This window comes from Maricaulis sp., from assembly GCF_030149425.1.
GTDB lineage: Bacteria > Pseudomonadota > Alphaproteobacteria > Caulobacterales > Maricaulaceae > Maricaulis.
Window position 1 is genome coordinate 1 of sequence record NZ_JASBRQ010000072.1, and the last position, 23060, is coordinate 23060.

At 63.5% G+C, this 23060-nt stretch carries 23 protein-coding genes, 1 pseudogene and 1 riboswitch; of the genes and pseudogenes, 18 read left to right on the forward strand and 6 right to left on the reverse strand.

Going from position 1 to position 23060, the window contains the following annotated elements; translation table 11 throughout:
- The 4 genes from Q1V57_RS12610 to Q1V57_RS12625 form a co-directional block, all read left to right on the forward strand.
- The coding region (locus Q1V57_RS12610; protein ID WP_300531423.1) for a 3-hydroxyacyl-CoA dehydrogenase family protein at positions 1-771 on the forward strand (771 nt) is incomplete at its 5' end.
- Positions 772-893: 122 nt separating this feature from the next.
- A complete protein-coding gene (locus tag Q1V57_RS12615; RefSeq protein ID WP_300531426.1) occupies positions 894-1766 on the forward strand; it encodes a hypothetical protein in 873 nt (290 codons plus the stop codon).
- A 325-nt stretch (positions 1767-2091) separates the two neighbouring features.
- On the forward strand, positions 2092-2295 hold the full coding sequence (locus Q1V57_RS12620) for a hypothetical protein (RefSeq protein ID WP_300531429.1): 204 nt from the start codon (positions 2092-2094) through the stop codon (positions 2293-2295).
- A 91-nt stretch (positions 2296-2386) separates the two neighbouring features.
- The gene (locus Q1V57_RS12625; protein ID WP_300531431.1) at positions 2387-3220 is read left to right on the forward strand and encodes a methyltransferase domain-containing protein; all 834 of its coding nucleotides are present in this window, start codon (positions 2387-2389) and stop codon (positions 3218-3220) included.
- A gap of 1119 nt (positions 3221-4339) precedes the next feature.
- On the opposite strand, the gene Q1V57_RS12630 is transcribed toward Q1V57_RS12625, so the two are convergent.
- Entirely contained in the window at positions 4340-5116 is a 777-nt protein-coding gene (locus Q1V57_RS12630; RefSeq protein ID WP_300531434.1) for a class III extradiol ring-cleavage dioxygenase, read from the reverse strand.
- Positions 5116-5544, reverse strand: coding sequence for a DoxX family protein (locus Q1V57_RS12635; RefSeq protein ID WP_300531436.1), 429 nt, complete (start codon positions 5542-5544; stop codon positions 5116-5118). The genes Q1V57_RS12630 and Q1V57_RS12635 overlap by 1 nt, the downstream gene beginning before the upstream one ends.
- 133 nt (positions 5545-5677) lie before the next feature.
- On the opposite strand from Q1V57_RS12635, the gene Q1V57_RS12640 reads away from it, so the two are divergent.
- The 4 genes from Q1V57_RS12640 to thiD all read left to right on the forward strand — a co-directional run bounded on the left by Q1V57_RS12640 (position 5678) and on the right by thiD (position 9308).
- Positions 5678-6568 (forward strand): LysR family transcriptional regulator, encoded by an 891-nt coding sequence (locus Q1V57_RS12640; RefSeq protein ID WP_300531439.1) that lies wholly within the window; start codon positions 5678-5680, stop codon positions 6566-6568.
- A gap of 66 nt (positions 6569-6634) precedes the next feature.
- Positions 6635-7471 (forward strand): hypothetical protein, encoded by an 837-nt coding sequence (locus Q1V57_RS12645; RefSeq protein ID WP_300531442.1) that lies wholly within the window; start codon positions 6635-6637, stop codon positions 7469-7471.
- Between the two features lie 56 nt (positions 7472-7527).
- Positions 7528-8499, forward strand: coding sequence for a tetratricopeptide repeat protein (locus tag Q1V57_RS12650; RefSeq protein WP_300531443.1), 972 nt, complete (start codon positions 7528-7530; stop codon positions 8497-8499).
- 2 nt (positions 8500-8501) lie between these two features.
- A complete protein-coding gene (gene thiD, locus Q1V57_RS12655) occupies positions 8502-9308 on the forward strand; it encodes a bifunctional hydroxymethylpyrimidine kinase/phosphomethylpyrimidine kinase (protein WP_300531446.1) in 807 nt (268 codons plus the stop codon).
- On the opposite strand, the gene Q1V57_RS12660 is transcribed toward thiD, so the two are convergent.
- Positions 9305-10192: a DMT family transporter gene (locus Q1V57_RS12660; protein WP_300531448.1), complete on the reverse strand. Its 888-nt coding sequence runs from the start codon at positions 10190-10192 to the stop codon at positions 9305-9307. The genes thiD and Q1V57_RS12660 overlap by 4 nt on opposite strands.
- Before the next feature lies 1 nt (position 10193).
- Positions 10194-11330, reverse strand: a complete 1137-nt coding sequence (locus Q1V57_RS12665; RefSeq protein ID WP_300531451.1) for an aminotransferase class V-fold PLP-dependent enzyme — start codon at positions 11328-11330, stop codon at positions 10194-10196.
- Between the two features lie 82 nt (positions 11331-11412).
- Between Q1V57_RS12665 and Q1V57_RS12670 the strand changes: the two genes are divergently transcribed.
- Both Q1V57_RS12670 and Q1V57_RS12675 read left to right on the forward strand, forming a co-directional pair.
- Positions 11413-12597 (forward strand): phosphoserine transaminase, encoded by a 1185-nt coding sequence (locus Q1V57_RS12670; protein ID WP_300531455.1) that lies wholly within the window; start codon positions 11413-11415, stop codon positions 12595-12597.
- A gap of 64 nt (positions 12598-12661) precedes the next feature.
- Entirely contained in the window at positions 12662-13240 is a 579-nt protein-coding gene (locus Q1V57_RS12675; RefSeq protein ID WP_300531458.1) for an acyloxyacyl hydrolase, read from the forward strand.
- Between the two features lie 103 nt (positions 13241-13343).
- On the opposite strand, the gene Q1V57_RS12680 is transcribed toward Q1V57_RS12675, so the two are convergent.
- The gene (locus Q1V57_RS12680; protein WP_300531461.1) at positions 13344-13895 is read right to left on the reverse strand and encodes a hypothetical protein; all 552 of its coding nucleotides are present in this window, start codon (positions 13893-13895) and stop codon (positions 13344-13346) included.
- Between the two features lie 146 nt (positions 13896-14041).
- On the opposite strand from Q1V57_RS12680, the gene Q1V57_RS12685 reads away from it, so the two are divergent.
- Entirely contained in the window at positions 14042-15331 is a 1290-nt protein-coding gene (locus Q1V57_RS12685) for an adenylosuccinate synthase (protein ID WP_300531464.1), read from the forward strand.
- Here the strand turns inward: Q1V57_RS12685 and Q1V57_RS12690 are convergent.
- Entirely contained in the window at positions 15328-15888 is a 561-nt protein-coding gene (locus Q1V57_RS12690; protein ID WP_300531466.1) for a hypothetical protein, read from the reverse strand. The two genes, Q1V57_RS12685 and Q1V57_RS12690, sit on opposite strands and share 4 nt — an antisense overlap.
- 124 nt (positions 15889-16012) lie before the next feature.
- Here Q1V57_RS12690 and Q1V57_RS12695 point away from each other — a divergent pair, with 124 nt between their 5' ends.
- The 7 genes and pseudogenes from Q1V57_RS12695 to Q1V57_RS12725 form a co-directional block, all read left to right on the forward strand.
- On the forward strand, positions 16013-16642 hold the full coding sequence (locus tag Q1V57_RS12695) for a hypothetical protein (protein ID WP_300531468.1): 630 nt from the start codon (positions 16013-16015) through the stop codon (positions 16640-16642).
- Positions 16643-16753: 111 nt separating this feature from the next.
- Positions 16754-17266 carry a hypothetical protein gene (locus Q1V57_RS12700; protein WP_300531470.1) on the forward strand — a complete coding sequence of 171 codons (513 nt, stop codon included), beginning with the start codon at positions 16754-16756 and terminating at the stop codon, positions 17264-17266.
- Between the two features lie 161 nt (positions 17267-17427).
- The gene (locus tag Q1V57_RS12705; protein ID WP_300531472.1) at positions 17428-18108 is read left to right on the forward strand and encodes an AraC family transcriptional regulator; all 681 of its coding nucleotides are present in this window, start codon (positions 17428-17430) and stop codon (positions 18106-18108) included.
- 100 nt (positions 18109-18208) lie between these two features.
- Positions 18209-19726, forward strand: coding sequence for a serine hydrolase domain-containing protein (locus Q1V57_RS12710; RefSeq protein ID WP_300531475.1), 1518 nt, complete (start codon positions 18209-18211; stop codon positions 19724-19726).
- Positions 19727-19807: 81 nt separating this feature from the next.
- Complete coding sequence (locus Q1V57_RS12715; protein WP_300531478.1) at positions 19808-21325, forward strand: serine hydrolase domain-containing protein; 1518 nt, start codon at positions 19808-19810, stop codon at positions 21323-21325.
- Positions 21326-21678: 353 nt separating this feature from the next.
- Positions 21679-21778, forward strand: a riboswitch (TPP riboswitch).
- A complete protein-coding gene (locus Q1V57_RS12720) occupies positions 21767-22606 on the forward strand; it encodes an MBL fold metallo-hydrolase (RefSeq protein ID WP_300531481.1) in 840 nt (279 codons plus the stop codon). It overlaps the preceding riboswitch by 12 nt.
- Positions 22607-22624: 18 nt before the next feature.
- A pseudogene (locus Q1V57_RS12725) lies at positions 22625-23060 on the forward strand (phosphomethylpyrimidine synthase); the annotation flags it as partial.

Here is a 23060-nt window from a genome sequence, read left to right on the forward strand (position 1 = left end):
CTGTCGCGGGCCATCGACTATGTCACCAAGATCAAGAAGACCCCGATCGTGGTGTCCGATACGCGCGGCTTCTACGCCAACCGTTGCGTGATGCGCTTCATCGGCGAAGGCATGAACATGCTGGCCGAAGGCATCAAGCCGGCCCTGATCGAGAATGCGACCCGTATGGCTGGCATGCCGGTCGGTCCGCTCTCGCTGCAGGATGAGGTGGCGCTGGATCTCGGCGTCAAGCTGATCAAGCAGACCAAGTCGGACCTGGGCGATGACTACAAGCCGTCGCCGACCGAGCCGATCCTGTTCAAGATGGTCGAGGAATATGAGCGCTTCGGCCGCAAGAACGGCAAGGGCTTCTACGACTATCCGGCCGAAAAGGGTCAGCCCAAGCGGCTCTGGCCGGAGCTGGAGCAGTTCGCTCCGGGCGGCAAGTATCTGGAAGATCAGCCGTCTGCCGAAGAGATCAAGGATCGCATCCTCTTCACCCAGGCCATTGAAGCGGCCCGTTGCATGGAAGAGGAAATCGTCATCGACCCGCGTGAAGCCGATGTCGGCTCCATCCTCGGCTGGGGCTTCGCGCCCTATACCGGCGGTGCGCTGTCCTTCATCGACACCTATGGCCTGGCCGCTTTCGTCAAGCGTGCCGACGAGCTCAAAGCCGCCTATGGCGAGCAGTTCGAGCTTCCGGCCCTGGTGCGCGAAATGGCCGAGAAGGGCGAGACCTTTTATGGCCGCTTCTCGACCCAGCCGGCTCCGGAGCCGGTTGCGGCTGAGTAAGCCTGAGCGCTTTTAACCTGAAGAGCCGGCCCGGAGACGATCCGGGCCGGCTTTTTTTGTGCGCGCTTGCGGTGGGCTGGCTGAGCGGGCATGGTCCTGTTTGTGTGTTTCAGGGGTGCGTAATGGTGGTTCTTTCAGCGCTGTTGCTGTGGGTTGTCGGTGTTCAAGATGCGGAGCCGGCCGCCCCACCTCCCGCCGAGCCCTTCGCCCCCTTCGCCTCGCCCGCCGAGGAGAGCTGGTTTTCGCTCTCACCGGACGGAAATACCGCCGTCTACGGCAGTCATAATGCCGACTGGGGTGAGCACCGCGTGATGATGCGGCGACGCCTGGATCGCGGCTGGTCGGATCCGCAGCCGGTGGCAATCGATGGCGCACCCTGGCCGGTCGAGATGCGGGCCATGCGGTTCTCGCCCAATGGTGACCAGGTCGTTTTCTCCTCGGCCCCTTTGCCGGGTGAGGCGCGCGATGATTGGGATCTGTGGATTGCCTATTGGGCCGATGGCCGCCTGGTCGCGCCCTGGCGCCTGCCCGAGCCGGTCAATTCCTCGGCCCACGACTTCCATGCCAGTCTGGCGGCCAATGGGACCGTCTATTTCGCGTCGCGCCGGCGCGGCGGCGAGGGCGGTTCTGATCTTTACCGGGCCATCCCGGACATGTCGGTCGGCTGGCGTGTCGAGCGTCTGCGCACCCTGTCGACGGCACAGTCGGAGGCGGATATCTGGATTGCACCGGATGAAAGCCTGGCAATCCTGGCCCGCACCGATGGCGCGGACGGGTTTGGCGGCGATGATCTCTATCTGGCCGAGCGCCGGGGAGAGGTCTGGAGCGAGCCGGTCAATCTGGGCGCTGTCATCAATACGCCGGGCTATGAGTATGGCGCGCACGGGGATCTGGAGCGTGGTGTGCTCTGGTTCACCAGCTTCCGCGAGGGCAGTTATTCGATCTACACCACTCTTATGCCCGGCGATGAGAGCGCCTCAGAGGTGTCAGACTAGCTGTGCGGGCGGCATTTGGTTTTCCCCCAAAACACGAATCTGATGGTCGCCTGGTAAGTCCCTGAAACCAAAGAGACCTGAAAGGCGAAAATTGCGCTTTAGGGCAGCAGGGAGCGGCGGCAAGCGCCCAGACGTTGATTCTGCACTCCCTGAGCGAGTAGCCCGCGCTTCTATCCTAATAGCTTCAGGCAAGTTCCAGACTCCTAAGGACGAATCCTGATTTGCCTAGAGGAATGTGAGGGCAGCATATAATATGACATGCAACTCGCCAGTCCCTGCACATTATTCACGCCATCCGAACTGCCAGGGACAGGCCGCCAGATACATGCTCGACACCACGCTCAACCTTTTCCGGGACCCGCTGCGCTCGCTTGCGATCGCATGCTGGGGGCTGGCGGTCGTGCTGACGGTCCTGCTCGGCTGGATGGCGTGGACAGCGGTTGAGGATGCGCGTCATACTGCCCAGCATCTCGCCGCGCACAGTGCGCAGACCGCCGTCGCCGGCGCGCCCTACGAACACGCGCACTGATTTCGTCGCGCGCCCGGTTCACATGTTTCGGGTGGCCGCTCTTCCAGCACATGCTTATTCTGCCTCCGTATAGACTTGCGGAGAGCTTTTCATGAGCCAGGCGACGCTTGACGAGGAAGACTACATCATCGGTGCCAACGAGGCGGAAGTGCGCCGGCTGGGACTGCAGCACGCTCTCTGGCGCGAAGCGGCGCTGGGGGCCTGGCGCCGGGCCGGACTCAAGGAAGGCATGACGGTCATGGATCTGGGCTGCGGCCCGGGCTATGCCGCTTTCGATCTGGCGCAGCTGGTTGGCCCGGAAGGCCGGGTTATCGCTGTCGACCAGTCCGAACTCTTCCTGCAAACGCTCGAACAGGGCGCCAAGGCTCGCGGCCTGGACAATATCGAAACCCGGCAGGCGGCGATTGAGGATCTGGTCTGGCCTGAGGGCGAGTGTGACCGCGTCTGGACGCGCTGGGTGCTGTGTTTCCTGCCCGATCCCGATGCCGCCATTGCCGGTATCGACCGCGCGCTCAAGCCGGGCGGTGTCTTCATGACCCAGGAATACGTCGATTATCGCAGTTTCCGCCTCGAACCGGTCGAGCCGGTATTTGACCGCTTTGTCGATGCGGTCGAGGCGAGCTGGCGCCATTTCGAGGGCGACCCCAATGTCGGCAGGCGTTTCCCGGCCATGTTCCGTCGCCATGGCTGGTCGGTCGAGGAAATGACACCGGAAGTTCATGCCGTGCGTCCCGGTGAAGCGTTATGGCGTTGGCCGGCAAGTTGGCTGAAGGAGGCCCCGGCGCGCTTGGTCGAGCTGGGATTCCTGTCGTCCGGGGATGCCGATGCATTCCTTGATTTCGTCCGCCGCCGTGAGGGCGATCCGGACGCTCTCATGATGACGCCCATGGTGTTGACCGCCCGCGCTCGCAAACCGGCCGACTAGTATGCCCTCCGTGGACGGAGCAAAACGGCATCCTCGAAAAAAGATTCTGGCTTTTTCGTTGAATCAGTTGAGCGATTCGATTTTTCCACATTTCCGAATCATTTTTGCGTTGACCCGACGCTTAACCCTTGATTAACTTTTTCTTGTCGACGGCGCCAAACACCTTGCCTGTAAAGGCAAAACGGGCGGAGGCCGGTGACGGGCTTTAAGATCGTATACGTCAGTATGCGGACGAAAAGTCTCAACCCAAGTTTCGGCTGGGTTGGTCCCGGGAAAACTCCGGGGGTGCAAACGGAAGCCACTGGCAACAGAGGTGAAAGGGCGCGAAACGGACCCTGCTCGTCAGGTGCCGAACCCCGAAGCGGAAACGGGACAGGTGACGGCCAGCACTGGTAACAGTGCCGACTGGAGCCGACGGCGCCCCGCTGGGGGTGTCGCGTCCCGGGATAAGAGCCGGGAAAGGCAATGGCCGCGCTGGCAACAGCGTCAGTCAAAGCCGACGGTGCCTCGATAGAGGCATCGGGCCCGGGTGTAATAACCAGGGAAGGCGATGGCCGCGCGCCGGAAACGGCGCCAGTTAAAGCCCACGGTGCTCCATCAGGAGGATCGGGTCCCAGGGTGAAAGCTGGGAAAGGCGATGACACTGTTGCGGCAACGCAGCCTGTCAAAGTCGACGGCGCCCCGCTGGGGGTGTCGCGTCCCGGGGTAAAAGCCGGGAAAGGCGATAGCCGCGCGCCGGAAACGGCGCCAGTTAGAGCCGACGGTGCCTCGATAGAGGCATCGGGCCCGGGTGTAAAAACCAGGGAAGGCAATGGCCGCGCGAAGGAAACGACGCCAGTCAAAGCCGAACAGTCCGGGCGCGAGCTCGTGACTGTGTCCCGGACCACCAGGTTCGGGGCGTGTGGACGGCCAGGGCCCTTAAACAGGTACAGCCGGACGCAACGCCGCCGCTCGCCGCCTTCCCTTCACGGGGAAGGGACGGGCGGTAGGTGTATGGGGCCAAGGGCTGCCGTTTTCCACCGGACCGTTTTGTTATGCACTGTCACCGCTTTGGTTTGCTTCGCCATGGCGGTCTCCGGACCGGGCGGATGACGGCCCCGGGCCAGGCGGGTTTGATATCTAGCCGAATTCCCAGATATCCATAGCCAGGGCGGAGCGGCTCCATGAGGTGTGCAGGCATGCGGCGGTTCTGTCTTCCGCCTGATCGCCGGCCGCCGCCATGGCGAACAGCAACGGGCGAAAATGTTCCGGCGTTGGGTGATTGCGATCAGCTTGTGGCAGATCCCGCCAGGTTAGAACGGCGTCAATGTCCGCGGCCTGCAAGTAAGGCCGCAAAGCCGTGCGGAACGCTTGGGCAAACCGGGCCGGTGGCCCGTCCTCTGCCATGGGAAGGCTGTCGGCAAGCGAGTGGGTGATCGCGCCTGAGCCAATCAGCTGGATGTTCTGTCTGGCCAGCGGCGCCAGCGCGCTGCCGAGCTCCAGGCTGGCCCTGTCAGTGTCGCGCGGCAAGGATACCTGGATGACGGGGATATCGGCTTGCGGCCGGATGAGACCCATAGCGACCCATGCCCCGTGATCGAGCCCGCGCCGATGATCGAGTTGCGCATCGATACCCGCAGGCGCCAGCATCGAGCGGATATTTTCCGCCAGCTCCGGCGCGCCCGGTGCTGGATAGACAAAACGCTCCAATTCTTCCCCAAAGCCGTGGAAGTCATGGATCGTCGCGGGGCGTTCGCTCGCCGTAATGCGCACAGCCCCGGACTGCCAGTGCGCCGAGACAATGACATAGGCGCTAGGTTTCGGGCGCCGGCCCAAAGCCTTGATCGCGCGATGCGCCGGCGTGTTGCGAACCAACACATCCGGCGCACCATGCGAGATGAAGAGCGGCGCAGGCATCAGGCCTGCAGGGCTTGCGGGATGACCGGCAGGCGCGGGGCTTTGAGGGCGAAGGCGCCGGCGCCGAGCAGGGCCTGGACCCCGGCAATCATCACCAGGAAGAGCGGGAATTCCCAGCCACCGCCTTCAGCCGAAAACAGCCAGCCATTGGGCAGGTGTACGAAAGTGGCGCCAATCAGGACCGGGATCAGTCCGAGCGAAACGATACGGGTATAGGCACCGGCGATGAGGGCCAGACCGCCGGCAATCTCGGCGAAGATCACCAGATAGGCTGCGATCGCCGGAAGGCCGAGGCTGGCAAAGAAGCCGACCGTCCCCGGCACGGTGAAGACCAGTACTTTGAGCAGGCCGTGAGCGAGGATGAGCGTGCCGAAGCTGAGACGCAAAAGGGCGGCGCCATAGGCGGCATTGTTATTCGGGTTGAACATCTTGGTTTCTCCATGTCGGTTGCGGCGGCGTCTTGTGTCGCGCCGTCGTTTGATGTCGCGGAGAGAGATGACATCTCGACAGCACATCGATAATACCCTAGAAATTCGCAAAACTATTTCTTGTGAGGAAATAATGGATCGTATCGACGCACTTCGCCTGTTCTGTTCCGTCGCCGAGCTGGGCTCTTTCACCCAAGCCTCTGAGCGCGAGGGCATTACGCCCGGTGCCGCCTCCAAGCAGATCACGGCCCTGGAAACCCGTTTGCAGGCGCGCCTGTTTGAACGCACGACCCGCTCGGTCCGACTGACCGACGCTGGTACGGCACTGCTGGAACGGGTCCGCCCCTGGCTCGATGAATATGATGCCCTGGAGGAAGGCGTGGCCGATGCCCGCTCGGCACCCGCTGGTCTGCTTCGGGTCTCTGCTCCGGTCGATTTCGGGCCGCGCAAGCTGATGCGTCCCGTTGCCGATTTCATGAAGCAATGGCCCGGCGTGGAAGTGCGCCTGACCATGGGCGACCGCATGGTTGATCTGGTCAATGAGGGGTTTGATGTCGGCGTTCGCATCGGCAATCTGCCCGACAGCGCCCTGATTGCCCGGCAATTGGCCCCGGCCTGCATGGCCTTGCTGGCTTCGCCGGATTATCTCGCCGCAGCTGGGGCCGTCCGTCATCCCTCCGAACTGGCCAACCACGATGTGATTATCGACCGCAACAAGCCGGCGCCGCAGCAATTGCGCTTCGAGCGCGACGGCGAGAGCGTCGATGTCCGCGTTAATGGCCGCCTGACCCTGAATGGTGCTGTGGCCGCTGTCGCCGCGGCCAGCGCCGGGGTCGGCATCGCCTGTTCTCCGGCCTGGGCGGCCGAAGAGGCCCTGGCAGAGGGGCGCCTGGTCCAGCTGCTGCCGGACTGGCAGCCGGAGCATCGCGACCTCTGGGCGGTTTTCCCGTCCTCGCGATACATGACCCACCGGGTCCGGCTGTTCGTCGATCACCTGGCAAAATCCTTCGCCGAGGGCATTTAAACCCTCTACGCCCCGCCGCCCTTCCTGTGCTAGCGTGCAGAAGAAGCCAAGGTTTCGGGGGGAAAGATGCAACGGATTTTAGTACTGGCCCTGGTCTGCGCAGGGCTGACCGCGTGCGGCGCGACGACAACGGGCGGTGCCGGCGGCGATCTGGCCATGTCCAATTTCGAGCATTCCCGCTCCGGTGGTGCGCCCAGCGAAGCGGCCGGGTTCGGTTATTCGCTGGCCGGCGGTGAGGGTTGGGATGGCAATCTGGAATTCCTTGACGAGCCGGGCGAGCCCGCCGTCGCCTTCGCCTTCAATTCGGTTCATTCCGGCAATGCCGCCGGAGAGCTCGAAGTGTCCATGCCCTATCTCGATGAAGGCGTCCGCCGCTATCACGGGGAAAGCGAAGCCGGTGAGATTATCTCGATCCAGCTCCAGGCCGGACCCTGCCGCCAGAGCGGTCGCACCTATACCCATTTCGCGGCCGTCCGGGTTGGCGATATCGCTGTCACTGGCTGCGCCATGGAGCGCGCCGAACAGGACAGCTGGTCGAATTATCTGATGAGCTATCTGCCGGCCATTGATGCCTGTCTGGCTGAGGTCGGACCGCGTGCCCGGCATGTTTCACTGGCCTACGAAACCGCTGGTGGCAATCCCGCCATTCGCCTGGTCGATGATGAGGGGCGTAGCTGGGAGTGCACCATGCGCGCTGGCGGCGAGGCGATTAACTCCCTGCGCCCGCTGACCGCAGCGGATGCCATCTATGGCGAGGGCGACCCGATCTTTGTCCGCGGCAATATGCCGGAGGGCTTTGAGGGTTGCTATGTCTATGAAAGCGTGCGCGAAGCCGATGGCAGCCTGATCGGGGCTTTCGGTTATGACGTCTGCGATAGCGGTCCGGCCCCCTCGATCGGCTAGCGGCTACGGGCTGGCCGGTTAACCCGGTTTTAAACGGATCAGCCCAGGCCTGCGGCATGCGCAAATTTCTGCTTCTGCCGTTGATTCTCTGCCTGAGCGGCCCGGCCCATGCCGAGCTGTCCGATATCCGTGCCCGCCTTGCCGGCGAGACCGGCCGGATCTGGCTTGCCTTTGATGAACAGCCCAGCCATGTCAGCGCCACGTCCGGTCCGCAGGGTGTTGTGCTGGCTGTGCATGGCGTCAGCGACATTTCCCGGTCAATCGAGCCGGCCCACCGCGATCTGGTCAATGCCATTCGGATCATCCCGGAGACCGGCCATCTGCGTATCGAGCTGAGTGCTGCGCGCGAGTGGCGTGACGCTCGCGCCGAGGTTCGCCAGGGCGGTATCTTGATCGAGGTCGGTGTCACCGGCAGTACGATACCGCTGGCGCGTATCAGGTCCGGCGGATCCAATGCGGCCCGTGCGGCTCTGACAAATCCGGCATCCGCTACGGCAAGCGCGGCTGACATGTCCGGCGCTGCATCTGCCGCGCAAACGGCCATGGACCAGCCGGACATTGCCCGTCCCACCATTACAGCGCCCGAGGTCCCGCAAGCGCCGGCTGTTGAACCCCCAGCTCCGGTGGCTGCAACGACGCCGGCCGCGCCTGAGGCCCCGGCCGCACCCAGCGTCCCGGTACAGCTGGCGCCGGACGCCCCTGAAGTCCAGGCCACCGCGCAAGAGCAGGACCGCTGTGCCAGCGCTGCGGCTGCCGTTGAGGCCGATCCCTGGAATGATGCGGCGCTGATGATCCATGCCGGTTGCCTGGCCGAGGCCGGGTCACGCCGCGAGGCTGCAGGTATTTACGCCCAGATGCTCGCTTTCGAACCGGAGAACACCGAAGCCGCACTCGCCCTGGCGGAAATTCATGTCGCAGAGGGCAATCGCGCCGAGGCCGCAGCCCTCTACCGCCAGGTCGCCGGACAGTCCCGCTCGGATGCCGCCGCGGCTGCCGCCCTGCAGCGCGCCCGCGAGCTGGAGCAATAGGCATGAGTGAGGCGCCGCGCGGCCGGGTCCTGATCATTGCCGGATCCGATAGCGGCGGTGGGGCCGGTATCCAGGCCGATATCAAGGCGGTATCGGCCATGGGCGGGTTCGCCATGACCGCGGTCACTGCCATTACGGTCCAGAACACGCTGGGCGTGACCGGTATCCATCCCATCCCCGAGAACACGGTCGCCGACCAGATGCGCGCTGTACTGTCCGATCTTGGCGCTGATGCGATCAAGACCGGCATGCTCGCCACCGCCAGCCTGATCGAAACCGTGGCGGACGTGCTGGAGGCCGAAGCACCGGACGTCCCGCTCGTCCTCGACCCGGTCATGGTCGCCACGTCGGGCGATGCCCTGGTCGACAGTACGGCCGCTGAGGCGATCAAGTCGCGCCTGCTGCGGCGCGCAGCCCTGGTCACGCCCAACATCCCGGAGGCGGAACGCCTGACCGGCCTGACCATCACCGATCTCGATACCCAGATCGCCGCAGCCGAAGCGCTTGTCGAGGCTGGTGCCCGTGCGGCGTTGGTCAAGGGCGGGCATATGTCCGGCGATGTCCTGCGTGATGTCCTGGTCTCCCCACGGGGGCTGCAGATCTTCGAGCACGAGCGCCTCGACACGGCGCACACCCATGGCACCGGCTGCACCCTGGCCTCGGCCATTTCCAGCCTGATTGCCCAGGGTCATGCCTTGCCTGAAGCCGTGCGCCGCGCCGGCGACTACCTCCACAACGCCATCCGCCATGCCCCGGGTTTCGGCGCCGGGCACGGTCCGGTCGACCATTTCTGGATGTTGCGGGATTAGCGCTTCCGCCGTGACAGCCACACCCCTGCCAGGATGACCGCCAGCGCCAGCAGCGCATTCCAGCCGATTGTCTCGCCGATGATAACGCCGGTGATCACGGCGGCGACCGGTGTCAGGTAATTGACGATAGCCAGGAAGCCCGGCCCTGCTGTCCGGGCAATATGCATCAGCATCACCGAGGCGATCGCGGTCGGGGCGACGGCGAGCCAGATCACGGCGGCCCAGGCGCCCAGGGTGACGCCTTCGGTCTGGGTCAGTTCCCAAAGGCCGAAAGGCAGGGCCAGGATGGCCGCGGTGATCAGCATGCCGGCGCCGGAGACCGAGGGCGGGGTTTCCGGGATCAGGCGCGCCATGATGGCGTTGATGCCATAGCAGACCGCGGCGAAGACGACGGCGATTTGGGCCAGGAAGCTCTCACCGCCGAGATCGGCCAGGGCGGCCGGTCCCATCAGGATAATCACGCCGGCAAATCCGATCAGGAAGCCGCCCAGCTTGGACAGGTCCATTCTCTCTCCCGGCACGAAGACATGCGCCAGGCCGAGCGTGGCCAGCGGCATGGTGGCGATGAGAATGCCGGCCAGGGCGCTGTCGATACTCTGCTGTCCCCAGGCGATGAGGAAGAAGGGCAGGGTATTGCCGAAAAAGCCCAGCCCGGTGAACCAGAGCCAGCGCTTGTCGGTAAGCGCGGGCATGCGCCGGCCGCGGAACACCGCCCAGGCCAGCAATACCAGCGCGGCGATACTTAGGCGCACGAAGATCAGCGCTGCCGGCGGCAGGTAGTCGACGGAATACTTGATAAAGGCAAAGGCCGATCCCCACAGCACGGTGAGGATTCCGAGCAGGATCCAGTGCTCGAGGGTCGGACGGGGCGGCGATTGGGTCACGCTAGAGGATTACTTTCAAAACTTCGACAAGGCGCGTGACGTCCGTCTCATCATTGTAGAGATGAGGCGTGATACGCAGCCGGGTTCCGCGCTGGGAGAGATAGACCTGCTCCGCCGCCAGGCGTTTGACAAGATCACCCGGTGTTTGCGGTGGCACGGCCAGGCCGAGATAATGCGGCGCGCGATCCGGCGTGGCAGGAATCAGGCCCATTGGCGCGACGGCCTCGATGATGTCCTGCGTCTTGTGGCCGAGCGTGGTCGCGATGTTATCAACGCCCCAATCGAGGATTAGCTGCAGACTAGCAATCCCCGCCGGAATCAGCTGGAAGTTGGCGCGTTCGCCCATGTCGAAACGCCGGGCCCCGGGCTGATACGTCGACTGATAGTCGACCAGGCGGGCGAAATCCTCCGAGCCCTGGCGGTTGATCCAGTTCTCCTCCAGCGCTTCCGCGCTCTCCTGATGGTGCGGCGCGATATAGCAGAGCCCCAGTGAATAGGGGCCGAGCAGCCATTTATAGCCCGCCGCGACGGCGAAATCGGGCTGGATGGCATCGAGATCGAAGGGCAGGGCGCCGAGTGACTGGGTCAGATCCAGCACTAGGGCTGCGCCCTGGCGGCGGGCTGCGTCGCTGATCCGGGCCAGATCGAGCTGGCCGCCATCAGACCAGTGCACTTGCGGACAGGCGAGGATGGCGGTCCTGATCGAGATCGCGGCCAGCACCGCCTCGGTCCAGCTTTCATTGTCGGAGCGGCTGACGGTCCTGACCTTGGCCCCGGTGCGTTCCGCCAGCGCTTGCCAGACATAGACATTGGAGGGGAACTGCCCATCCAGAACGAGGATTTCCGAACCGGCATCCGGCTCGAGATTGCGCGCCGCCAGGGCAAGGCCATAGGAGGCCGCCGGCACGATGGCGATATCATCCGCACGCGCACCGAACAGACGGGCGCCGAGGGCGCGATAGTGTTCCGGCGCGTCGATGAAAGCGTCCTGTATGCCGAGTTTCCAGGGCTGCTGCTTGTCGGCATAGCTCTGTGCACCGGCCTTGGCGGCATGGCGCGGCATCGGGCCCATATAGGCGGCATTGAAATAGGTGACCTCGCGCGGCAGGTCGAAAAGCGCGCGTTGAGACGGGATCATGAGAAGGGCTCTTGCCCGCTCGCGCGAGCGGGGTCAACGTGTGACATCTCTCGCCCACGCTTTGCGATTCCGGAGTCTGCCCGTGCCGAAAATCAGCGTTGCCGCCACCCGCGCCCCCAAACCCGTGCTCAAGCCTGCCGATCCGCGCTTTTCCTGCGGTCCGGTGAAGAAATATCCGGGCTGGGATTGGGACAAGCTGCGTGATGCACCCTTGTCGCGCACCCACCGTGCGGGCGCGGCCGTGGCGCGGATCAAGGAAGCGCTCGAACGCACCCATGCCCTGTTGGAACTGCCCGAGGATTATCGTGTCGCCATGCTGCCCGGATCCGATACCGGCGCTATGGAAGCGGCGATGTGGTCGCTCCTGGGCCAGCGCGGTGTCGATGTGTTCAGCTGGGATGTGTTCGGCAATCGCTGGACCCATGACGCCCGCGACGAACTCAAGCTGGACGACCTGCGCATTTTCCAGACGGCGCCGGGCGTGCTGCCGGATATCGGCCAGTATGACGGCAAACGCGATGCGGTGTTCACGCTCAACGGTACCGCGGCCGGGGTGTGGATACCGGGCTATGACTGGATCGACGCGGATCGCGAAGGGCTCACGATTTGCGACGCGACATCTGCAGCCTTTGCCGTGGATATCGACTGGTCGAAGATCGATGTGCTGACCTTCTCCTGGCAGAAATGCCTGGGCGGTGAAGCCCAGCACGGCATGCTGATCATGGGCCCGCGCGCCATTGAACGCCTCAATAGTTATAAGCCGGCCTGGCCGGTGCCGGGCCTGTTGCAGCTGCATGCCGGCGACAAGGCCAATATGGGCATTTACGAAGGCTCGACCCTGAATACGCCCTCGTTGATGTGTGTCGAGGACTATCTGGCGGCGTGTAAATGGGCCTCGAAAGTTGGCGGCCTTCCGGCACTGGTGGCCCGGCGCGAAGCCAATTTTGCCGCGCTGGACGACTGGGTGCGCGGCTGCGCGTGGGCGGATTATCTCTGCGAGGTGCCGGAGCATCGTTCCCCGGTTTCGGTGACGCTGAAATTCACCGATCCGGCTGTGACCGGCGCCGATACGGACACGCAATGGGCGCTGACCAAGGCGATCACCGCGCTGCTGGAACGGGAAAACGCCGGGCTCGACATCAATATGCACCGCGCCTCCGTGCCGGGGATCCGCATCTGGTGCGGACCGACGGTGGAGCGTGATGATTTGGCCGCACTCGGCCCCTGGCTCGACTGGGCCTATGGCGAAGCGCTGGACGCGCTCTGATCAATTGGCTAGTGGTGAGCAAAGCGTTCGCCTCGGGCGCGAGTTATCCATCAGGGGGATCAAGATGAAGCGTTGGATCACCGCCGCAGCCCTGGCTGCACTTTGCACCACGGCTGCCCAGGCTGACGGCTATGGCGATGAAGGCCTGGAATTCCGTTTCGGCGTCACCGCGCATGATCTTGCCGATCATGTCGAAGACGGTCCGAACGTGACGCTCGAACTCTTGTTTGAAAGCCCGGATTGGCTCGAGCCGATCTGGGAGCCGCGTCCGTTTATCTACGGCTCTTTCAACACCAATGGTCTGACCAATTTCGGCGCCGTCGGTCTCGCCTGGGATTGGGAAATCGCAGACAATCTCGATTTCGAATTCACCACCGGCCTGTCCTATAATGACGGTGTGGACGATATCGACCCGGACAGTGATCCGGCCGATCCGACCCGTATCCGTCTGGCTACCACGCGGGCGCTGCTGGGCAATTCCATCCTCTTCTACAATGGCCTCGGTCTTGACTATGATCTCAACGAGACCTGGTCGATCGGCGCCTATTACGAGCACGTCTCGCACGGCCAGATCCTCGCCTCCGGCCGTAACCAGGCGCTCGACAATGCCGGTGTGCGCCTGAGCTATCGCTTCGGGCGTTAGGGTTGCGGGTCTGGCCTTCTACAGGCCTCGAGCCCTTGCTTTCTACCCTCTGCCTTAACCCCTCTCCCACGGGAGAGGGGGAGAACGCGTCCGCATCCGGCTCTTACTCGCCCCGGGCCGCCGCTGCTTCTTCGGCCCGTGGATCGCTGTCCTGGCGCACATAGATGCCGGTGAACCAGACGCCCCATTGGTCATCGGCGCCCTCGATCTCGAATTGCTGGCGTACCGAGCCGTCGGCGCGTTCCGTCCAGGTGCCGCGGAAGGCGGAGCGCACGCCGCTGGCCGGGCTGTGGATTTCGCCATTGAGCACCATGGCTCCACTCTCATCGAGCCCGCCGGAATAATCGATTATCGATCCGGCCGAGACCCAGATTTGGCGCCACTGCCCGGAGAAGGGATCGAGATAATTCATGCTCTCGCCGGTTGATCCGCTGGCCCCGGTCCAGTGTTCGGTGATCAGGCAGCCGCCCTGGGTCTTCTCTATGCGGTTCTCGCCCTGATAGGGCCCGCCATCCGGCGCATAGACATTCCAGTGTCCGACCCAGAAATCGAAATCATCATGCGCGTCGCTGGCGCATGGTCCGGTCTGGGCGAGGCTGATTCCCGGTGTCAGGGCCGTCAATGCAGCGGCGAAAAGAAGGAATTTTGTCGTCATAACGGCCTGGCTCCTTAAAAACATGCCGATCATGACCCGAGCGCGCACGATACTGCCCGCATCCGCCGCGGCGTGCAAATTCAGCTGGCCCGATTGGGGTCTTCGTGACACATAGGCGGCTCACGCAGACATTTCCGGAGGCTGGCATGGCAAATGTGACCGTGGTGGGCGCCCAGTGGGGCGATGAGGGCAAGGGCAAGCTGGTCGACTGGCTCTCGCACCGCGCCGATGTCGTTGCGCGCTTCCAGGGCGGACATAATGCCGGCCATACGCTGGTCGTCGGCGATAAGGTCTACAAGCTCTCCCTGCTCCCGTCCGGTGTCGTCCAGGGCAAGCTGTCCCTCGTCGGTAATGGCGTGGTTGTCGATCCCTGGGCCTTTGCCGCCGAGGTCGAACGCATCCGCGATCAGGGCATTGATATCACCCCGGACCTGGTCAAGGTCTCCGAAACGGCTGCGCTTATCCTGCCGATCCATGGCGAACTCGATGCCATGCGCGAGAACCGGGATGACGGCGAGGCCATCGGCACTACGCGCCGCGGGATTGGTCCAGCTTACGAGGACAAGGTCGGACGTCGCGCGGTCCGCGTTGTTGATCTCGCTGATGAAGAGGCGCTGCGTGCCCGCGTCGCCGACATCCTGCACCATCACAATGCCCTGCGCCGTGGGATGGGGCATGAGGCGTATGACGCCGACAAGCTGGTCGCCGAACTGCTCGAGATTGCCCCGAAAATCCTGCCTTACGCCGCCCCGGTCTGGCGCGTTCTGTCCGACGCCATCCGGGCCGACGAAAAAGTCCTGTTCGAGGGCGCCCAAGGCGCACTGCTCGACGTTGATCACGGCACCTATCCCTTTGTGACGTCGTCCAACACGGTTGCCGGCCAGGCCGCAGCCGGTACCGGCGTGGCACCGAAGGATTCCGGCTATGTGCTGGGGATTGCCAAGGCCTATATGACCCGCGTCGGTGCCGGGCCTTTCCCGACCGAGTTGTTTGACGACAATGGTCAGCGGCTCGGTGAGCGCGGCCATGAATTCGGTACCGTCACCGGGCGCCAGCGCCGCTGTGGCTGGTTTGATGCCGTCATTACCCGCCAGACCCTGCGCGTCGGTGGTGTGGATGGTGTGGCCCTGACCAAGCTCGACGTGCTCGACGGGTTTGAAAAACTCCATGTCTGCGTGGCCTATGAGCTCGATGGTGAACGCCTCGACTACCTGCCTGCAGGCAAGGAAGCCCAGGCCCGCGTCAAACCCATCTATGAAGTGCTCGATGGCTGGTCCGGCTCCACTGCTGGTGCCCGGTCCTGGGCCGATCTTCCGGCTGAGGCGGTCAAATATGTCCGCCGCGTCGAGGAACTGATCGAATGTCCGATCGCGCTTTTGTCGACCTCACCGGAGCGCGACGACGTCATCCTGATGCAGGACCCGTTCCGGGGTTAATCCGCCTCAACCGCGAACAAGGCCCTCACCGCGGCCTCCGAGCTTTGCATGATGACCGGTGCGAGTTGTGCCGGTTTTGCGGAGGCTTCGCCTGTGACCCAGGCGAGGACCAGGCCGAGATGGCCTTGCGCCATCTGCATGGCAGCGAGGCGGACCGGCAGGGTCCCGGCACCCGGCTTCTCGTTTAAACGCTCGGTGATCTGGTCGGCCAGTAGCCGGATGGCCGCCCTGGCATTGTCGCCCTGCAGGGTGGCGCGGGCGAGGGCGCGATTGTCCCAGAAATGTTCCAGCAGTCCGGTCAAGGCCTCTTCATCACCACGGCCGGTCGCCGCATCGGCCAGCACGGCCATGGGCGTCGCCATGGCATCGACATGGATATCCCGGCGTCCGGAATAGTGCTCGTAGAAGGTCGAGCGACCGACATCGGCGGCCGCGATAATGTCGGCGACCTTGATGTCGTCCAGGCGCTTTTCCATCACCAGCCGGTTGAAGGCGGAGATCAGGGCCCGGCGGGTCCGGCGCACGCGACGGTCGGCTATGGCAAGATCGTCAGTCATGATGCCGGACAACTTGCCCTGTTTGTCCGGAAACGGACAGAGGCCACTTGCCGTTCCTATCCCGCTCCCACAAACCGGCTTTAGCACAGCTGCTTCTTGTAATCGCTTCAAAGGGATATGTGCGATGTCCAATTCTGTTCAATCAAGCGGGGCCGACCTCGCGCCCCGCGCTGGTGGGCTGCTCGCCGCCAGCGCGGTGCTGGTAATCTTTGTCATGGGTCATCATCCGGCCGGTCACGGGCATGGCGAGGGCATCTCGCTCAGCCATATCGTCCATGGCGCCATGATCGTCCTGTTGGTGACCCAGCTTTGGGCTTTGAGTGTCTTCACCCTGGTCAGGGCCGGAGATGGCTGGCGCCTGGCCGGACTGGTTTTCTTTGCCATGGCCACCGTGGCCCAGCTGATTGCCGGGACGATGAATGGTTTTGTGGTCGCCGAGCTGGCCGGGCATGGCACCGAACTCGTACCGCAAGGCGTTTTCACCGCCCTTTGGGAGATCAATCAGGGCTTTGCCGGGGTCGGTATCGCCCTGGCGGGGCTCGGCCTTGTACTCTGGGGAGCCGGACTGATCCGGCAAGGCGGTCGCCTGGCCCTGCTGGCTGGCCTGGCCCTCATCGCTAGCGGCGCGGTCAGCGCGGGCGCTCTGCTTTTCGGGGTGATCGCGCTCGATATCGCCGGGGCATTTATCGCCTACGGTCTGCAGGCGGCCGGCCTGCTGGTCTTGGGGCTCGCGCTCTGGCGTCGGGCCATCTAGCGCTATTCGCCAGCTATTATTGAAAATTCGCCTTAAATCCGGGTGCCTATCTTGAACCCGGATTAAAGCGGGACGGGCAGGCTTTCCTTCGACATCAGAAGGACCTGCCCCATGCCCATTCGCTTTGCCTTCGCCGCCATTGCCAGCCTCGCCCTCCAGCTGGCCGCAACTGATGCTGCCGAGGCCAGTGATTGTGATCGTTTTGCCCAGCATCGCGACAGCTATCTTTATCGCGCCTCAGCCGGCATGGGGCAGGCGCTGGAGCAGTTGGCGGCCCAGCGCCAGGTGCCGCGCGAAGCGGCGGCGTTTTACTGGGGCGGTGATCTGATGCGCTCCAGCGACCCGTCCAGCCCGCGCTCGCTCGCGCTTTTGACATTGGCGACCTATGACTGGGCCGGGCATGAAAGCCGGGCTGAAGCGGCGATGGCCGACATCTTCCACAATCGCGGCAATGCGTTTGCCGGCCTGCTGGTCGGGCTGATGCTGTCAGATCAGCGCGGCGCACCGGACGCCTACCGGGCCCGGGCCTATCTTCGCGATGCCAGCCGGGCGGGAAATGACGAGGCGCGGGCCTTTCTGGGCCTGTTCGATGCCTGCCACGGACGGGCCATCGCCTTTAACTGACCGAAATTTCATTCAACCGCATCCAATCGGGGTGGCATAGGTATCTAAGTTTCACACAAGACGGTTGAATGCCGGAAACTGGAATGCCGAGACGACAGAAAACCCTCCATCAATCCCCCGGCGTTTGTGTTCGCCTGAGCTATTACGGCCCAGGCGAACGCATGCTGCCGCATGAGCATGACGCGCATCAGCTCTCCTGGCTCTTAAGCGGCGAGTTGTATGAAGAGCGGGGCGGGCGCTCCTGTGAGATCCTCTCGGCCGCGCGCGGTTTCAAACCCGCCGATTGCGTGCATGCGAACATTTATGGCCGTCATGGTGCCCTCGTTCTCAGTATTAATCTCGACGAGGCGAAAACCACTGAGCTATTGCCGGGCAGGGCGCGCGATTGGCGCTGGACGCACACAGATACACGCCCAGCCGCAGAACTGTTGAGCCTGATTGCGAAACAGGGGCAAACGGCGGACCTGGCGCTGACCGATCTCGTCGCGCTCGATCAGGAAGAAGCCGATTATACCGTCGCCGCACCGCCGGCCTGGCTCGACCGGGTGCGAGAGCAATTGCGTGACGAGACGGATGTGCCGGATCTCGACACCATGGCGGCAGAATGCGGTGTGCACCGGGTGCATTTATCGCGCAGTTTCAGCCGCCATTATGGCGTTGCGCCCAGCCTTTACCGGGCCCGCAGCCGCGGCGCGCGAGCGATTTCCAGTATCCTGGTAGGGGAGGGGTTGGCCGAGGCAGCGTGTGAGGCCGGCTTTGCAGACCAGGCGCATTTTTCCCGATTTACCAAGCGCGAAACCGGAATCTCACCGGGCCGGCTCCAGGCGCTGATGGCGGCATAAGGCTGCTGATTATCCCGAAGCCTGGGGTTACATGCGTTCAATAACGTGCCCGCGCGTCAAACTAGCCTTGCCTATCCATATCCATACAAGGCGAGTTTTCATGCGTTTCACCTGGCTGCCGGCAATATGTCTCTTTTTCCTCAGTGCTTGTTCAAGCCCGGCCGACCCGACGTTGGCGGCTGCCGACAGGTTTCAGGGCTTTTTGGATGCCCTGCCTGAACCGGGGCCGGGCTTTGCTATCGTCGCGGTGTCGTCCGATGAGGTTTTGATCAGCCATGTCTCGGGCGCGCGGCGGGCCTCCACGGCAGCGCCGATGCGGGCCGACACGCCAGTTTACATCGCGTCGCAGACCAAAGCATTCATGGGATTGCTTGCTGCACGGCTCGATGCGGATGGGGTTTTAAGCCTTGACAGCACTTTGGCAGATCACTGGCCGGACCTGGTTTTGCCCGGCGATCTCGACCCGGCCGACTGGACGATGCGCGATCTGCTCAGCCATGAATTTCCGCTTCGAGCGCCGCCGGTTGCGGTGATGGAAGCCTACGTCGGGGAGGTATATGCGCGCGATTATCCGCGGCTTCTGGCCCTGTATGGCGAGGTGCGCGAGCCGGGTTTTAGCTATTCCAATCTGGGCTATAATATTTACTCCGCCATCCTCATGGACGTAACAGGCCGCAGCTGGCAGGCCTGGCTCGACACGGCGGTGTTTGATCCGCTCGGCATGGCGAATTCCTCCGCAATCACCTCGGATCTTGAGGCATCCACCCTGTCCTGGGGCCATATTTGGCAAGGAGAAGCGCTCGGCTGGTACGAGATGCCGCCCAAGCCTGACGCAATCATGCAATCGGCGGGCGGATTGTTCGTGTCACCGGAGGATATGGCAGTCTGGCTGCAGATGATCTTGCGCCGGGAAGGGCCGGCGGGGAGCGGACTAAGCGCGGAAATCATCGATGAAGGCCTGGCGCCGGCCGCTGCGCTAGACCGCGACCCCGAGGCCCGTATGCCCTGTGAAGCCTATGCCCTGGGATGGGGTGTTTGCGAATTCCAAGGCACTCGGGTCTATCAGCATGGCGGCGGCTATACGGGTACACGGTCCTTTATGGCGGTCGCTCCGGAACTCGATGTGGCTATTGCCGTGTTTGCCAATTCCACGCGCGAAACTTCATGGCTGCGTCGCGAAACTGTCTTCCAATTCCTGCAGGAGGTTATGCAGGATCCTGGTGCCGCAGATGCGGCGCAGGAACGGATAGAGGCGTTTGAATCTCGTTTGGCGCAACACCACGCGAATGCCCTGAGCCGGGAAGCCGAGGCGCGGGCGAATCCACGCTGGGGCGGTTGGGACTGGTCGCCGGCACAGAGTGAAATCTCGGCCTTCGCTGGAGAATACACCACGGGCGAGCCCTATCTTGATCTCGCCATCGTGGAGGACAGGCACGGGCTGCACCTCGTATGGGGGCATTGGAGAATGCAGCTCGAACCGGCGACGGAGAATGTGTTCGCCGGGCATCCGGGCCCGTTCCAGACGATGGAGCCTGTGACTTTCCTTCGCGGACTGGATGGTGCTGTGACCGGGCTGGAGTATGACGGCCATGTTTATCAGCGTGTCGGTATTGATTAGCCGCGGCAAGTTACACGTGTTCAATACTGGGCCGGCAGATCCGCCTAGGCTGTATGAAGTAGAATAAAAAGGAGAGTATCCATGGTCCGCACCAGCCTGACCGCCCTTGCCGCAGCGCTCTGTGTTTCAACCGCCGCCCTCGCCGACACGCCGCAGGGTGCCGCTGATCGCCTTGGCGAATTCCTCGCGGCCATTCCTGACCTCGGTCCGGGCTATGCCGCTGTGGTCGTGACCGCTGATGACGTCCTGCTGAACTATGTCAGCGGGGTTGAGCGCGCCTCGACCGGCGTGCCGCTGACCGCTGATACGCCGCTCTACATCGCCTCCCAGACCAAGGCCTATATGGGCCTCGTCGCTGCCGTGCTCGATGAGCAGGGGGTTCTGAGCCTCGACTCCACCATTGCCGATCATTGGCCGGACCTGGCATTGCCCGGCGACCTCGACCCGTCCGCCTGGACGATGCGCGATCTCTTGAGCCACCAGGTGCCGCTCGATGTCGATGCGATCACCTTCCTGGAAGCCTATGTCACCCGCGTTGATCCGGCCGACTATCCGGCGCTGATCTCGGCCATGGGCGAGGTTCGCGAAGAAGGCTTTGAATACGCCAATATCGGCTACAACATCTATGGCGCCATTCTCGAAACCGTCACCGGCAAGACCTGGCAAGACTGGCTCGACGAGGTGATCATCGAGCCGATGGGCTGGGAGCATACCTCGGCCCGGACCTCGGATTTCGGCCTCGACGGGCAATCCTGGAACCATATCCTGGCGGAAAGCGGTGAGGGCTGGCAGGAGGTTCGGCCTAAGACCGATGCGATCATGCAGTCGGCCGGCGGCATGGTGACCTCGGTCAATGACATGGCGGGATGGCTGCAGATGCAATTGCGCGGCGAGGGGCCGGGCCTGATCAGCGCCAGCGCCATTGCCGAGGCGCAGGAAGGCCATGTCGAAACCGGGATGGAAGATCGCCGCAATGCCTATGAGCAGGTTTGCTCGCACTACTCCCTTGGTTGGAATATCTGCGAGAAGAACGGCCATAATCTCTACATCCACGGCGGTGGCTATACCGGCGCGGCAACGATGATGGCCTTCTCGCCGGATCTGGGGATCGGCATTGCCGCCTTTTCCAACTCCAATGCCATGACCGGCTGGGCCACCAGCCGCACGGTCGACATGTATCTGCAATTCCTGACCGATGATCCCAATGCCGAGCGCATGCGCGAGCTGCGGATCAATCATTACCCCGAGCGCGTCGATCGCCTGCGCCAGATCTTTGCCAGCCGGGCGGAAGAGGCCCAGGCTGACGAGCAATGGGGCGGCTGGACCTGGTCTCCCAGCGCCGAGGAGCTGGAGGCTTATAGCGGCCGGTTCGTCAATGAGAACAGCGCCTATTTCACCGTGAACACTTATGTCGAGGAGGGTGTGCTGCGCGGTTGGGTCGGCGATTATCCGGTCTATCTCACACCGGCGAGCGAGAACCTGTTTGCTGCCCGAAATGTCCATTATGACCGCCCGGACCCGGTGCGTTTCATCCGCGAGGATGACGGCACGGTGTCAGGCTTTGTCTGGGACGGGCAGACCTATAACCGGGTCGACTAGTCAGTCTCACGGGTATCACCACGCTCCGGCGGGCCGCTCATGCAGCGGCCCGTTTTGCTTTGCGTCCAAGGCTAGGAAAAGCGGGAGGAAAAAAGCGGGAAGCGGTGCGGCGTCCGGTCAGAGGCAGCTGACCGGGATTGCGGCATCCATCGCGGTGATTTGGCCCCTGGGTGAGGACCTGTCCGCCGCATTCGTGTGTCGATCGCCGCACCACCTCCCTGACACATCCTTCCCCGTTACGGGCCCCCGTCGCAGGATGTGCGATGGGAATATTAGCCGCATCTGCGCCGCAGGCGGCGTGATCGTCGTCACATCCTTGCCAAAGCGGCCGGGCGCGTCCATTTTCGCCGCACAGACATGCCGAGGGGCGTCCCGGACTGGATCCGGGACTGAGACGTACCCTTTGAACCTGATCCGGCTAGAACCGGCGGAGGAACGGACATGAGACCCTTCATCGCCCTGGCGGCGAGCCTATTGTGTGTATCTGCAGCGCTGAGCGCGCCGGTTCACGCCCATCCCGTAGCGGATGATCCGGCGACGGCGCATTTCTTGGCCAATGAGGCGGTGCTGATCGAGGCGGGTGAGACGAAGATCCTGTTCGATCCGCTGTTCACCAATTCCTACAACACCTACCCGCTGGTCGATCCGCAGACCAAGGCGGCGCTGATGGCCGGTGAGGCGCCCTTTGACGGGATTGATGCGGTCTTCGTCAGCCATGTGCATGGCGATCATTTCGATGCCGAAGAGATGAATGCCTATCTCGCCGCCCATCGCGACGTGATCCTGGTGGCGCCCTTCCAGGCGCGGCTGGACATGCGCCAGGCGGCGGGCTGGTCGGAGACGTTTGAGGCGCGCCTGCGCATCATGCCCTTCGTGGCCGAACCACAGGCGCTGAGCCTCGCCGGTGGCGCGATCGAGGTCACGGCGGTGCACATACCCCATGCCGGCGGGGCGCAGCGCGCGCACATCCAGAATATGGCCTATCGCGTTACCCTCAATACCGAGGCCACGGTGATGCATCTCGGCGATGCGACACCGGACACGCCGATCTACGACACCCATGCGGCACACTTTGAGGCCCGCCGCACTGACCGCGCCTTTCCGCCATACTGGCTGATCGGCCGCTGGGGCGGGAACGAGACCCGCGCCCGCCTCAACGCCGATGAGATCACCGGCATTCACCTGCCCATGCTGGCCCCGTCCTGGCTGTCCCAGACCGGTGAGGACTATTTCACCGCGCCCGGCCAGACCCGTGGCCTTCACCCCCATTCAGACGACTGACGACTTAAGGAGTCTCCCATGAACAAGCCCACCGACCAGTCCGCTTTCGAGACGCCTGAAGTCACCACCGGCCCGCTGCCGGGTTCGCGCCGGGTCTATACCTCTCCGGCCGCCGCGCCGGCGCTGAAAGTGCCGCATCGCGAGATCGATCTGCACCCGACGGCGAATGAGCCGCCGGTGCGCGTCTATGACACCTCCGGTCCCTATTCGGACCCGAATGAGACCATCGATGTGGAGAAAGGCCTGCCCCGCCGCCGCCTCGACTGGTATGGCGATCGCGGCTTTGCCGCCTATGAGGGGCGGCCGCTCTCGCCGCTCGATAATGGCGGGGCCACCGGCAAGTATCTCGCCCGCGAATTTCCCACCCAGCACCAGCCGCTCAAGGGCACGGATGGCAAGCCGGTGACGCAATATGAATTTGCCCGCGCCGGCATCATCACCGAGGAAATGGTCT